The organism is Lentzea alba (genome assembly GCF_011067745.1).
In the GTDB taxonomy this organism is placed as follows: domain Bacteria; phylum Actinomycetota; class Actinomycetes; order Mycobacteriales; family Pseudonocardiaceae; genus Lentzea; species Lentzea alba.
Genome location: NZ_JAAMPJ010000006.1, coordinates 438930 through 451912 on the forward strand (window position 1 = coordinate 438930; position 12983 = coordinate 451912).

At 68.5% G+C, this 12983-nt stretch carries 15 protein-coding genes; 4 read left to right on the forward strand and 11 right to left on the reverse strand.

Going from position 1 to position 12983, the window contains the following annotated elements; all coding sequences use genetic code 11:
• Positions 1–6: 6 nt before the first annotated feature.
• Entirely contained in the window at positions 7–855 is an 849-nt protein-coding gene (locus G7043_RS24205; RefSeq protein WP_207311594.1) for a PfkB family carbohydrate kinase, read from the forward strand.
• On the forward strand, positions 819–1454 hold the full coding sequence (locus G7043_RS24210; protein ID WP_086661337.1) for a nucleoside/nucleotide kinase family protein: 636 nt from the start codon (positions 819–821) through the stop codon (positions 1452–1454). Before G7043_RS24205 ends, G7043_RS24210 begins: the two co-directional genes overlap by 37 nt.
• On the opposite strand, the gene G7043_RS24215 is transcribed toward G7043_RS24210, so the two are convergent.
• The gene (locus tag G7043_RS24215; protein WP_166049052.1) at positions 1451–2440 is read right to left on the reverse strand and encodes a right-handed parallel beta-helix repeat-containing protein; all 990 of its coding nucleotides are present in this window, start codon (positions 2438–2440) and stop codon (positions 1451–1453) included. The genes G7043_RS24210 and G7043_RS24215 overlap by 4 nt on opposite strands.
• Before the next feature lie 46 nt (positions 2441–2486).
• Complete coding sequence (locus G7043_RS24220) at positions 2487–3155, reverse strand: DedA family protein (RefSeq protein WP_166049055.1); 669 nt, start codon at positions 3153–3155, stop codon at positions 2487–2489.
• 156 nt (positions 3156–3311) lie between these two features.
• Between G7043_RS24220 and G7043_RS24225 the strand changes: the two genes are divergently transcribed.
• Positions 3312–4688: an FAD-binding oxidoreductase gene (locus G7043_RS24225; RefSeq protein ID WP_166049057.1), complete on the forward strand. Its 1377-nt coding sequence runs from the start codon at positions 3312–3314 to the stop codon at positions 4686–4688.
• A 465-nt stretch (positions 4689–5153) separates the two neighbouring features.
• On the opposite strand, the gene G7043_RS24230 is transcribed toward G7043_RS24225, so the two are convergent.
• The 7 genes from G7043_RS24230 to G7043_RS24260 form a co-directional block, all read right to left on the reverse strand.
• A complete protein-coding gene (locus G7043_RS24230) occupies positions 5154–6590 on the reverse strand; it encodes an amidohydrolase family protein (protein ID WP_166049059.1) in 1437 nt (478 codons plus the stop codon).
• A gap of 63 nt (positions 6591–6653) precedes the next feature.
• Positions 6654–7088 (reverse strand): protein-tyrosine phosphatase family protein, encoded by a 435-nt coding sequence (locus G7043_RS24235; RefSeq protein ID WP_166049061.1) that lies wholly within the window; start codon positions 7086–7088, stop codon positions 6654–6656.
• A 10-nt stretch (positions 7089–7098) separates the two neighbouring features.
• On the reverse strand, positions 7099–7824 hold the full coding sequence (locus tag G7043_RS24240) for a DedA family protein (RefSeq protein ID WP_313888049.1): 726 nt from the start codon (positions 7822–7824) through the stop codon (positions 7099–7101).
• A gap of 17 nt (positions 7825–7841) precedes the next feature.
• Positions 7842–8036, reverse strand: coding sequence for a hypothetical protein (locus G7043_RS24245; protein ID WP_166049063.1), 195 nt, complete (start codon positions 8034–8036; stop codon positions 7842–7844).
• Between the two features lie 4 nt (positions 8037–8040).
• Complete coding sequence (gene nagA / locus G7043_RS24250; protein ID WP_166049065.1) at positions 8041–9192, reverse strand: N-acetylglucosamine-6-phosphate deacetylase; 1152 nt, start codon at positions 9190–9192, stop codon at positions 8041–8043.
• Positions 9189–10100: an ROK family protein gene (locus tag G7043_RS24255; RefSeq protein ID WP_313888050.1), complete on the reverse strand. Its 912-nt coding sequence runs from the start codon at positions 10098–10100 to the stop codon at positions 9189–9191. The genes nagA and G7043_RS24255 overlap by 4 nt, the downstream gene beginning before the upstream one ends.
• Before the next feature lie 149 nt (positions 10101–10249).
• Positions 10250–10813, reverse strand: a complete 564-nt coding sequence (locus G7043_RS24260; protein WP_086661329.1) for a SigE family RNA polymerase sigma factor — start codon at positions 10811–10813, stop codon at positions 10250–10252.
• Positions 10814–10853: 40 nt separating this feature from the next.
• On the opposite strand from G7043_RS24260, the gene G7043_RS24265 reads away from it, so the two are divergent.
• A complete protein-coding gene (locus G7043_RS24265) occupies positions 10854–11138 on the forward strand; it encodes a YciI family protein (RefSeq protein ID WP_166049067.1) in 285 nt (94 codons plus the stop codon).
• On the opposite strand, the gene G7043_RS24270 is transcribed toward G7043_RS24265, so the two are convergent.
• The gene (locus G7043_RS24270; protein ID WP_166049069.1) at positions 11128–11979 is read right to left on the reverse strand and encodes an SDR family oxidoreductase; all 852 of its coding nucleotides are present in this window, start codon (positions 11977–11979) and stop codon (positions 11128–11130) included. The genes G7043_RS24265 and G7043_RS24270 overlap by 11 nt on opposite strands.
• Before the next feature lie 44 nt (positions 11980–12023).
• Positions 12024–12950, reverse strand: a complete 927-nt coding sequence (locus G7043_RS24275) for an aldo/keto reductase (protein ID WP_166049071.1) — start codon at positions 12948–12950, stop codon at positions 12024–12026.
• Positions 12951–12983: the final 33 nt, after the last annotated feature.

Genomic DNA, 12983 nt, shown 5'->3' on the forward strand with positions numbered 1-12983 from the left:
GCCCAGATGGCAGCCGTGCTGTGTGTCGGGCTCACAACTCTCGACGTGACTCAACGGGTGGACGCTTTCCCGGATCCTGGGCAGAAGATCCGCTCACTCGGCGCGGAGCTCTCGCCCGGCGGTCCGGCGGCGAACGCGGCCCGTGCGGTCGCCGCGCTCGGCGGGAAGTCGGCACTGCTCACCGCGTTGGGTGCCGACGCACTGGGTGAATTCGTCCGGGCGTCCTTGGCCCCGGTCCAAGTCACCGCGGTGGCGGGTACGACGCCGGTCAGCATGGTCGTCGTCAGAGACGCAGATGGGGAGCGCACGGTGGTTTCGCGCAACGCCGCGGTGCCGGTCGTCGCGCCCGATCTGTCCGATCTGCTCGCCGCCGCGGACGTCGTGCTCTTGGACGGACACCACGACGGACTGGTGCTCCCCGTCGCCCGGCGGGCGAAAGCGATGGGATTGCCTGTGGTGCTGGACGCCGGGAGCTGGAAACCTGTCCTCGATCACCTGTTGCCGCTGGTGGACGTGGCTGCCTGCGCTTCGGGGTTCGAGCGGTCCGCAGCCGAGGTGCACGCCTTCGGAGTGCCGCTGGTGATCCGCACGCAGGGTGCGGCCCCGGTGACCTGGTCGCGGAACGGCTCGACCGGAGAGGTGCCCGTGCCCTCGGTGGAGGTGAAGGACACGAACGGTGCCGGGGACGTCTGGCACGGCGCGTACGCCTACGCGCTGGCGTCGGGCGCGTACCCGGTGGCGGAGGCGATCGGCTTCGCGTCGCAAGCGGCCGCTGTTCGCGTCGGCGCGGTCGGGGACTGGGTTGAGAGGCTGGCACGGTGGCAGGACAGCAGGTCAGGTTCGACGAGCTGCTAGAGCGGGCTCGGGTGCTCACCGATCAGGGCGAGCGCAAGATTCTCGGCATCGGTGGCGCACCCGGTTCGGGCAAGTCGACACTCGCGCGGCGGCTCGTCGAGGCCCTCGACGGCCAGGCGGTGCTCGTCGAGATGGACGGCTTCCACCTCGCGCAGAGCGAGCTCGAACGGCTGCGGCTGGTCGAACGCAAGGGCGCGCCGGACACGTTCGACATCCCCGGCTACGTGGACCTGCTCGGCCGGATCAAGGCGTGCGGGCCGGACATGATCTACGCGCCGCAGTTCCGCCGCGAGATCGAGGAACCGGTCGCTTGCGCGGTGCCGGTGCACCCGGACGTCCCGCTCGTCGTCACCGAGGGCAACTACCTGCTGCTCAACTACGACAAGTGGAAGCGCGTCCGGATCATCCTGGACGAGGCGTGGTTCCTGTTCATCGACGAGGACGTGCGCGTGCAGCGCCTGATCGACCGCCACCTGCGGTACGGGCGCACCTTGTCGGAGGCGGAGGAACGGGTGCTGCACGGCACGGACCACGTCAACGCGTTGATGGTGAACTCGTCGAAGGGATCAGCGGACCTGCTGATCACCGAGGTGCTTTAAGCGCAGACAATGGTGAAGCAGCCGAGCGCGTCGTTGGTGGACACGTTTCCACCGCCGTCGGTCACGGCGCCCGCTGTCGCCCACATTCCGTGTTGACCGTTGTTCTCGCTCGTGTTCTTGCGAACGGTGATGTCGAGTGGAATGGGAACGTCGATGCGAAGGCCGTCGCCGACGTTTTCGGCGAACGTGTTGCGCTCGATCACCAATGGGCCGCTGAGCGTTTCCTTCGGGTCGACGAACAGGCCGGCCGAGCGCATCTTCTCGAACCTGTTGCCGCGGATGACGCCGTTGACCGGCCGGTGGACACCGACCCAGTTGCCGCCGCTGAACGTGTTGCGCAGCAGCTCGATCCGGCCGGTCGCGATCAGCTCGAACCCGTCGAGCTCGCTGTCGCGGATGGTCAGCCGCTGCGACCCGCCGACCGAGAAGGGGTTCAGCTTGGTGTTGACGATGTCGGCCTCGATGGCGCCGATGTGGTTGATGCCGTTCATCGTGCCCTGGTCACCCCGGATGAGGAGGTGGTCGGCGTAGATCTGGTTCATGGTGAACGTGCTGTTCAGCAGGTGACACCGGGCACCGCAGAAGAGCCGCCACGCGTCGATCCTGCTGCGCACGAACGTCACCGACGTCGTGCCGTTCCACAGGTAGGTCCCGTTCATGTTGCCGACGGTCGCGTCGACGAACCTGGTGTTGGTCGCGTTGTCGGCGACGATGTTGATGGCGGCCACCGTGCCGTTGCGGATCATCGTGCCGTCCACGTCGGTCATGCTGATCGCGGGAGAACCGCTCAGCTTGTGTCCGTTGAGGTTGATCGTCACCCCATTGGCCCCGACGATCAGTCCGGCCGTTCCCGGACATTCCAGATCAGCCGTCAACGTGACGCTTTGTCTCAGCGTGTCACCGCATTGCGGCATCGCTGCTGCTTGGGCCGGTGTTACTGCGCCGAACAGTGCAATTAACGCGACAAATGCACTCAGTATTCGCATGCCAGGCCTCCCCGCCTTTTACGTGAAAGGTCAGGGTGGCAGATTTTCAGCCGGCGTGGTGCTCGCTGAGGTGTTCCAGGTCGTCGCTGTTCTCGTCGACCGGCTTCTGCATCTCCTGGCGGTAGCGCCAGATGCCCCATCCGGTGCCGCCGAGGAAGAACGCGACGCTGACGACCAGCGCCGCCGTCTCGAGCCACGGCAGCTGCTGCAGGATGCCCGCGCCGTAGTAGCCGGCCAGCACCAGCGTCGGCACCCAGGCGATGGCCCCGAGCGTGGTGGCCAGCGTGAACCGGCGGAGGTCCATCCGCGCGGCACCGGCGATCATCGGCGCCAGCGTGCGGATCCACGGCAGCCAGCGGGCCAGCACGACGGCCCAGAAGCCGCGCCGGTCGAGGAAGTCGCCCGCGCGTTTCAGGTTCTGCCGGTTGAGCACCTTGCCGCCCTTGCGCGCGAGCACGCGCGTGCCGGTGCCGCGGCCGATGAAGTAACCGACCTGGTTGCCGACGACCGCCACGATCAGAGCCGCGAGGGACAACGCCCACGCCGACAGCTCGCTGTTGTGCGTCGCCAGCACGACACCAGCGGCGAACAGCAGCGAGTCACCGGGCAGGAACAACCCGAAGATGAATGCGCACTCGATGAAGATGAAGCTCAGCACGATGACCCACACGGCCAGCGGACCCGCGGTCTCCAGCGAGGCGAAAGCATGCGCCACGGTGAGCCAGCCTACGTCGTGCTGCGCCGGCGGTACGGCGACATCGGTCTAACGGGATGACGAAATCTTGATTGAGCACACTCGGTGACCACGTGAACTCCCTCCGGCTGGAATCACCTTCGAGTGAAGCAGTCGAACCGGGCTAGCGTGACGGGTATGGAGACCTTGCTCGCCGAACTCCGCACCGCACTGGGTGACGCCGGTGTGCTCACGGACGCCGATGTCACCGCGAGTTATCAGCGCGACATGATGCCGCTGGCGCCGCACGGCAGTCCGCTGGCCGTGGTGTTCCCGCTGGACACCGAGCAGGTCCAGGCGGTGGTGCGAGCCTGCGCGCGCCATCAGGTCCCCATCGTCCCGCGCGGCGCGGGCAGCGGCCTCTCGGGCGCCGCGAACGCCATCGACGGCTGCGTTGTCCTGGTCACGACCAAGATGAACGCGATCGTCGAGATCGACGCCGACAACCGCCTCGCCGTGGTCGAACCCGGCGTGATCAACCTCGACCTGCGCGGTGCCGTCGAGAAGAACGGCCTGTTCTACCCGCCGGACCCGAGCAGCTACGACTGGTGCACGATCGGCGGCAACCTCTCCACCAACGCCGGCGGCCTGTGCTGCGTGAAGTACGGCGTGACCACCGACTCGGTGCTGGGCCTCGAGGTGGTCCTGGCCGACGGCGAGGTGCTGCGCACGGGCCGCCGCACGGTCAAGGGCGTCGCGGGCTACGACCTCACCAAGCTGTTCATCGGCTCCGAGGGCACGCTGGGCGTGATCACCAAGGCCACCCTGGCGCTGAAACCGCTCCCGCAGGCCCCGGCCACGCTGGTCGCCGCGTTCGGCAGCACCGCCACGGCCGGAGCCGCGGTCAGCCGGATCGTCCGCGAGGGCCTGGTGCCGTCACTGATGGAGATCATGGACCGCACCTCGATCGAGGCCGTCGAGCAGTACCTCAAGACCGAGCTCGGCGCCGGTCCGGGCTGTGCCGCGTTGCTGATCTGCCAGTCCGACGCGGGCGGTGAGCAGGCCCGGCACGAGTTGCAGAAGATCGAGGAGATCTGCTCCGAAGCCGACCTCGTCTACGCGACGCACGACGTCAACGAGGGCCGTGACCTCCTGACCGCGCGCAGGGCCGTGCTGACCGCGTTGGAGGTCTACGGCTCGTGGCTGACCGACGACGTGTGCGTGCCCCGCACGCGCATCGCCGAACTCATCCAGGGCTGCGAGGACATCGCCGAGGAGGTCGGCCTCAAGATCGCCGTCGTCGGCCACGCCGGTGACGGCAACATGCACCCGACGATCGTCTACGACCCCGCGGACGCCGATCAGTTCGCACGGGCCCAGAAGGCGTTCGACGACATCCTCGCGGTGGGGTTGTCGCTGGGCGGCACGGTGACCGGCGAGCACGGCATCGGCAAGATCAAGCGCGAGTGGCTGGCCAGGGAGATCGGCCCGGTCGGCCTCCGGGTCCACCGCGACATCAAGCGCGCGCTGGACCCGGAGAACCTGTTCAACCCCGGCTCGATGTTCAGTCTCTGACCCAGCTCGACGAGCCGTGCTCGGACTCGATGCCAGGTGCGCCAAAGGTGCGCACCCACACGGTGTGCGCACCTGGTCCGTGCGGGATCGTCACGGTCGCGGTGAGGTCGGTGATGAACCGGCACGGCTTGCTCGGCGTGCTGCGCAGGTCACCGTCGATCGCCGTCGCCGTCCACGAGCAGGTCTGGTCGACGCGCAGGAACGACAGCGGGACGGGCAGCGTGATCAGGCCTCACGCGCGAGCCGTTCGGCCGGGTTGCTCTCGTTCCACAGCTCGATCCGGCCGCTCAGTCCCTGTCAGCCGTCCGGGTCGGTGATCTCCGCACTGAGCCGGTCGAAGCCTCCGGTCAGCAGCGGCTGGTCTTTCACGCAGATCGGTGTACGCGGAAGTGGTGCTGTAGAAGGTCATCGTCGTGTCCGCGGCATGCGAAGGTCCCCAGTCACCGGGTCTGAGCTCGACGCTGCTCAGCAGCACCGGGCCTGGACAGCGCCAATCGGTTCTTGCGCCGCCTTCTCCACGTCGGCCAGCAGCTGCCGTCGTTCCGCCGGTCCGAGGACCCTGCCCCGCGTCAGCACGGTGTGGATCCGTTGCGTGTTGCGGATGTTGCCGAGCGGGTTGCCGTCCAGCACCACGAGGTTCGCGTCGGCGCCGGGGTGCACCGCGCCGTTGCGGGTGCCCGCGTTCAGGGCGGCCTTGGGCGACAGGCCCGCCTCGACCAGCAGTTCCAGCTCGTCGTGCACCGAGAAACCGGAGAACACGTACGGGTTGCCCGCGTCCGTGCCGACCAGCACCTCCACGCCGAGGTCGTGCATCTCCGCGACCTGGTCCATGCGGCGCTTGAAGAACTCGGCCTGCTGCTTGATCTCCTCCGGCGTCACCGGAGCCCACGGCTTGAGCCCGTCCCGCCAGAAGTCCTGGTAGAACGCCGGCAGGTACTTCAGCCGCGGGTCGTTCGCGAACCGGTCCGCCGGGCTCGCGTACACCCGCATCGCCACCATCGTCGGGCACAGCGCGGAGTTGTTGCGCCGCAACCGTTTCGCGAGCTGAATCGCCTTGGATCGGCGGTGCGTCAACGTTGCCCGGCGTTCGAACTCCAGCACCTGCTTGAACCACGCGAACGAGTTCGCCGGATCCAGCGGCAGGTCCGCGATCGCTTGGCGCAGCTCGGTTTCCGCCGAGCTCGTCGCCAGCGACAAGCCGTACATGTGCTCGAACGTGCGCTGTCCCAGGTCGCTCGCGTCGCCCAGCGGCACGTGGTTCGAACAGTGCCCGGCGAACGTGATGTCCTGCTTCGCGCACTCGTCCGCGATCGCTGTCAGCGTGGCCCGGTCGAGGTACGAGTAGACCTTCACGAAGTCGGCGCCCTGGGCCTTGGCGTCGCGGACGGCCTGTCGTCCTTCTTCCGGCGTACCGGCGATCAGGGCGAACGGCAGCGTGGAGTGCGGCCCGTCGATGATCGTGCTGGCGACCGTCAGCCGCGGCCCGAAGACCTCACCGCGCGCGATCCGGTCGCGCAGGTCGTAGAGCTGCGGGACGCCCCACATCTCGCGGATCCCGGTCACGCCGTTCACCAGGCACAACGGCAGGGTGATCCGCTCCAGGTAGGCGCCGTGCACGTGCATGTCCCACAGGCCGGGGATGACGAACTTGCCCGCCAGGTCCAGCACCGTGCAGCCGCGCGGCAACGGCAGGTCGCACGACCCGACCGCGAGAACCTTGTTGTCCGCCAGCACAATGGTGGCGTTGGGGCGAGTGCCGGCGGAGTCGACGATCGTGACGCCGCGCAGGGCGGTGACGCTCACGGAGGCGCCGGCCCTGCCCGGTGCGAGCAGGCCCACGCCCGCTGCCGCACCGAGCCCGGCCAGCCATCCCAGCACTTCACGTCGAGTGGTGTCAGTCATGCCGTTCAACCAACACCTTGACGTTGCGTGAGACTCAAACGCTTTCCAGCGCCGTACCTCAGCTCAGCCCGAGAAACGGCCGATGAACCGCTTCTGCCAAGGCGTCTCGACGGCGCGCTTGTTGTAGTTCTCGCGCACGTACGCGAGCGCCTCGCTGTTCGGGATTCCGTCCAGCGTGACGAGACACGACATGGCGGTTCCGGTCCGGCCGTAACCGCCGCTGCAGGCGATCTCGACGCGCTCGGTCTCGGACCGCTTCAGCACTTCACGCAGCGTCTCGACGAAAGCCGCCCGATCGGCCGGCAGCCAGAAGTCCGTCCACTTGACCCACTTGCTCTCCCACTCGACCGGAGCGGGCTCCTTCCCCTGCAGATAGACCCCGAACTCGGGCTTCTGGCCTGGGGGAAGAGGGTTGCGCAGCCCTCGGCCGCGGATCAACCGTCCCGAGGGCAGGCGCAGGACCCCTGGCGTGTCGGCGCTCCACGTCTCGTTCGTCATTCGAGCCCGCTCAGCGCTCGACGCGGGGGATGATCTGCGTCGAGTCGTCCTGGCGCATCTGCGCCTCCATGACCTGGGTGATGTCGTCGGCCTCTTCCTGCAGGAGCGACTTCTTCTCCTTGCGGGCCTTGATCACCTCGATGATGATCGGCACGATCGACAGGAACACGATGGCGAGCAGCGTGATCTCCAGGTTCTCCTTGATGAAGGAGACCTGGCCGAGGAAGTAGCCCAGGATCGTCAGGCCCGCGGCCCACGCCACGCCACCGATCGCCGAGTACGTGAAGTACTTCTTCGGATCCATCTTGCCGACACCGGCCATCGCCGTGATGAACGTGCGGACGATCGGCACGAACCGGGCGAGGACGATGGCGCGCGCGCCGTACTTGTCGAAGAACTCCTGCGTCTTGTCGACGTACTCCTTCTTGAAGATCTTCGACTCCGGCTTGCTGAACAGCGCCGGGCCGGCCTTGTGCCCGATGTAGTAGCCGGCGACGTTGCCGACGAACGCACAGATCGTCAGCAGCACGCAGACGAGCCAGAGCGGGGTGTCGATGGTGCCCGCCGCGACGAACAGACCTGCCGTGAACAGCAGTGAGTCACCCGGCAGGAAGAAACCGACGAGCAGCCCGCACTCCGCGAAGATGATCAGGCACAGCCCGATGAGCATGTACGGGCCAAGCCCGTTCAGCAGAACGGTGGGGTCCAGCCAGTCAGGGCCCAATGCAATCGTCACGGGCACAACGGTACAGGTCAGCTGAGCGTGATCACTGCGGCCACCGTGCCCGCTGCCAGGCCCAACAGCAGCGCGAGGCCCAGCACCCACCACACCGACAGCGGACCTGGGCGTTCTTCTGCAATCGGGACGGACACGGCAAATCCGGCATTGGTGCTGGTCGCCTGCGCTCGCAGCGCGTCGGTCACCAGCCGTTCCGGATCGTCCGCCATGCCCCTAGTCCTTGACCCACTCGCCCCTGACCAACACGTCCCTCGGCTTCAATTCTGCATCGAGCACCACGATGTCGGCCGCGCAGCCCGGCTGGAGCTTCCCTGCGTCCAGACCGAGCAGCTCCGCGCCACGGGTCGAGGTGGCGTGCACGGCCTCCACGAGCGACAGGCCGCAGGAGTTGACGGCGTTGCGGAACGCCATGTCCATCGTGAGCGTGCTGCCGGCCAGCGCCGCACCGCCCGCCAGCGTCGGCACGCCGTCGACGACCCGGACTTCGAGCCCGCCCACGTCGTACACGCCGTCACCGACACCGGCGGCCGCGATGGCGTCGGTGATCAGGACCGTGCGCTTCAGGCCGGCGTGGTGCGCGGCCAGGCGGACGGCGGTCGGGTGCAGGTGCACGAGGTCGCAGATGAGCTCGACGGTCACGCGTTCGTCGTCCAGCAGCGCGCCGATCGGGCCGGGCTCGCGGTGGTGCAACGGGCGCATGCCGTTGAACAGGTGCGTCGCCACCGTGGCACCCGCGTCGACGGCCGGGCGGACCTGCGCCTCGGTCGCGTCGGTGTGGCCGATGGCGGCGATGACGCCCGTGTCCACGAGCTGGCGGACGGCCTGGACCGCGCCCTCCAGCTCGGGAGCGATGGTGACCATCCGGACGGTGCCCTTGCCCGCGTCGAGCAGCTTCGTCACCGCGGTCTGCTCCGGCGGGCACAGGATCGCCGGATCGTGCGCGCCGCACCGTGCCGCCGAGAGGAACGGTCCTTCGAGGTGGATGCCGGCGACGACACCCTCCTGGACCAGCTCGGCCAGCGCGGAGACCTGGTCGGCGAGTTCCGGCACCGGGCGGGAGACCAGCGACGCGAGCAACGTCGTGGTGCCGTGCCTGCGGTGCGCGGACGCGGCCTTGCGGATCTTCACCGGGTCGCTGCTGGTGAACGCGTCACCGCCACCGCCGTGGCAGTGGATGTCGACGAACCCCGGCACGATCGTGCCGCCTCCGACGTCGGTCGTCGGGCCGTCGGGCGCGGCGCCCTGACCGACCGCGACGATCCGGCCGTCGGAGATGCTGACCCACCCGTTCTCGAGCACCCTGTCCGGCGTGACGACCCGACCGTTGGTCAGGGTCACGTCGACAGGTCCACCCCACGTGCTCATGACGCCTCCAGCATGTCGATGGCCAGCAGCGCCGCGCCGAGGAAGCCCGCCTCGTCGCCGAGCGCGGCGAGCCGCAGTTCCGGTCGGCGCTGGAAGGCGATCAGCCCGTCCAGCCTGTCCCGCAACGGCTCCACCAGCAGGTCCCCTGCGAGTGCGAGCCCGCCGCCGAGCACCACGGCCTCCGGACCGAGCAGCGTTGCCAGCACCAGGATCCCCCTGGCGAGCGCGTCCACGGCCTCGTGCCACACGGCGACGGCGTCCTGTTCTCCGTCTTTCACCCTTCGGGCGACATCAGCGGCGCCGTTGACGGGGGTGCCGGTACGCGCGGTGTACCGGCGGGCGATCGCCGCGGAGGACGCCACCGTCTCCACGCAGCCGATCTGGCCACACGCGCAAGGCACGCCGTGGCCGACGTTCACATGTCCGATCTCACCCGCGTAGCCGTCGCCGCTGAAGATCTTCCCGTCGAGCAGCAGCGCGCCGGCGATCCCGGTGCCGATCGGCATGATCACCGCGTTGCGCAGGTCCTTGGCGGCACCCATCCGGCATTCGGCGAGGCCGGCGGCGCGCACGTCGTGGCCGAACGCGACCGGGACGCCCAGTCGTTCGGTGAGGACCGTGCTGAACGGGAACTGGCTCCACGGCAGGTTCGTCGTGTACACGCCGACGCCGTTGGCCTCGTCCACGATGCCCGGCGCCACGATCCCCACGGCGTCGATCGCGTGCTCGGAGGCCTGCCGGAGCTCGTCGACGAGCTCGGCGATCACCCCGAGCAGCGGTTCCAGCTCTGCCGGGGTCGACCGGCGGGCGTGCTTCTGAGCCGCCACCTCGTCAGGGGTGCCGGCGACCAGCGCCGCCTTGGTTTCGGTGCCACCGATGTCGACGGCGACCACGTGTCTGCGTGCCACGAGGACTGATCCTGCGGCATCGAAGCCCTATTGGTCTATACCAAGTGGCGATTTCGGCGTGTGGTCTTACGAGCTGAAACCGTCCGCAACGGGCAAAACGGCTCAACTGGAAAGACTGTCAAGTTTGCTAACTGATCAATACGTCCGAGTCAGCCGGCCATGATCTTCTGCAGGGCGTCCAGCGCCCGCGAGGCCGTCGACTTGACGGTGCCCTTCGAGATGCCGGTGGCCTCGGCGATCTCCGCCTCGGACAGGTCGCCGTAGTACCGCAGCACGAGCACCTCGCGCTGGCGCGGCGGCAACTGCTGCAGAGCCTTGACCACGGCCTGGTGCTCGGCGGTCAGCATCGCGAGCGACTCGGCCGAGCGCGCGTTCGCGACGTGCGGCGGGGTGTAGTCGCGGGCGGTCTTGCGCCGGCGCAGCACGCTGCGCGAGCCGTTGACCACGGCCGTGCGGAGGTAGCCCACGGCCGCCTGTGCGTCGCGCAGGCCCTTCCAGTTGCGGTGCAGCCCGGCGAACGCCTCCTGCACCACGTCCTCGGCCGTCGACGGCTCGTCGACCAGCAGCAGTGCCAGCCGCACGAGACGCATGCGGTGCTGCTTGTACAGGTCTTCGAGCGTGAGGGGCCCTGTGGGAGGTCCTGCGACGCCGTCCTTGATTCGCAGGTTGGTCAGGGTGTCCTGCACGGTGCGCGGGGTTTCTTCGCCAACCACAAGGTAGGACGGTACCGGTCACCGTCGCTACGGTGGTCGCATGGCCCGCTTTGCAGTCGAATTGGTGTTCGGTCCCGACAACGAGAAGCGCCTCGCTGTGCGCCCGGCACACCGCGAGTACATCGCCTCGCTGTCCGAGAAAGGCGTGGTCCTCGCCGCGGGACCCTACGCGGACGACACCGGCGCGTTGATCATCTACGAAGCCGCGGACGAGGCGGCGTTGAAGGAGATCATCTCCAACGACCCGTACACGCCCGCGAACGTCGTCGCGAAGTGGGAGATCCGGGCCTGGAACGCGCTCCTCGGCTCCTGGCTCACCGACTAGCGGCCTGACCGCCCGGCCCGACCAGTCCTGACGTGTCGCTCGCGGCCATCTGCCGGTCGGCGTCGGCCACCTCCTCGACCGCCTGGCGGTCCACGACCATCGGCGTGAACGCGCGGAAGTACTTCAGCGCGCCCACCCAGCCGGGGACGTGGACCGCCTTCGCACGTTTCTCGATGCCCCTGACCACGGCCCTGCCGACGTTGCGGACGGGGTACTTCTTGCCGGCCACGCCGGGCATGCCCTGGCGGAGCTTGCCGAACACCGGGTGCTCGTCGGCGCTGTTGACCATGTCCGTGGAGATCCACGAGAAGTACGCCGTGCCGACGTCCACGCCCAGGTGCCGGACCTCGGCCCGCAGGCTGTCCGCGAACGCCTCGCAGCCCGCCTTCGCCGCCGAGTAGGCCGCGTTGCCGGGGATGTGCACGATCGCGGCCAGCGACGACACGACCAGGCAGTAGCCGCGGCTGCGGATCAGGTGCGGCAGCGCCGTGCGGACCGTGCGCCACACACCGAGCAGGTTGACCTCGATGACCCGTTCGAACGCCTTGGGGTCCATGGAGCGCACGAACCCGGTGGCCGCGATGCCCGCGTTCGCCACCACGACGTCGATGTCGCCGAAGTGCTCGGCGACCTCGGTCGTGACGCGTTCGAGCACCTCCCAGTCCGTGACATCGGCTTCCCACGCCTTGCCGCCGGTCTGCCGGGCGACCTCTTCGAGCTGGGCCTTCTCGAGCCCGACGAGCGCGAGGCGAGCCCCGCGCGCGGCCAGTTGCCTCGCCACCTCGGCGCCGATGCCCCTGGCCGCGCCGGTGATCAGTACCACCTTGCCCGTGACGTCCATGCCGCCACGGTAACGCAACCTACTCCCGGTAAGCTACTGGCAAGTTAAATTGCGCTCAGGCGGTCCACCTCGGCCTGGGTGAGCTCCAGGTTCAGCAGTGGCACGAGGTCGCTGAGCTGCTCCAACGTGCGCGCGGACGCGATCGGCGCGGCCACCGTCGGCTGCTGGGCGAGCCACGCCAGGGCGACCGAGGCGACCGTCGTCTCGTACGTTTCGGCCAGCTCGTCGAGCACCTCCAGCACCTGCAGGCCGTGCTCGTCCAGGTACTTGGACGCCGCGCCGGCCCGCGCGCTCCGGACCTCCACGCCCGGCCGGTACTTGCCGGTCAGGAAGCCCTTCGCGAGCGACCAGTACGGCACGGTGGCCAGGCCGTTGTCCTGCACGACCTTCTGCAGATCACCCTCGAACTCCGCGCGGCTGACCAGGTTGTACTCGGGCTGCAGCGCCACGAACTTCGCGAAGCCCTCGCGTTCCTGGATCTCCAGCGCCTTCGCCAGCCGTTCGGCGGAGAAGTTGGACGCCGCGATGTAGCGGACCTTGCCGTCGCGGACGAGCTGGTCGTAGGCGGCCAGCGTCTCCTCCAGCGGCGTGTCCGCGTCGTCGAGGTGGTTGTAGTAGAGGTCGATGTGGTCGACGCCGAGCCGCTTCAGCGACCGTTCGGCGGCGGTGAGGACGGTGTCGCGCTTCTGGTTGTTGAACCCGGCGAGCATGCCGACCTTGGTGGCGACCACGACGTCGTCGCGGGTCCCACGCCTGGCCAGCCACCTGCCGATGATCGTCTCCGACTCGCCGCCGGAGTTGCCCTCGCCCCAGGCCGAGTACACGTCGGCGGTGTCGAGGAAGTTCCCGCCCGCCGCGACGTAGGCGTCGAGCACGGCGAACGACTGGTCCTCGTCGGCGGTCCAGCCGAAGACGTTGCCGCCCAGGCACAGCCTGGACACGTTCAGGTCAGTGGTGCTCAAGATCGGCATACTGCGAAAGGTAGTCCGCCGTGACGATTGGGG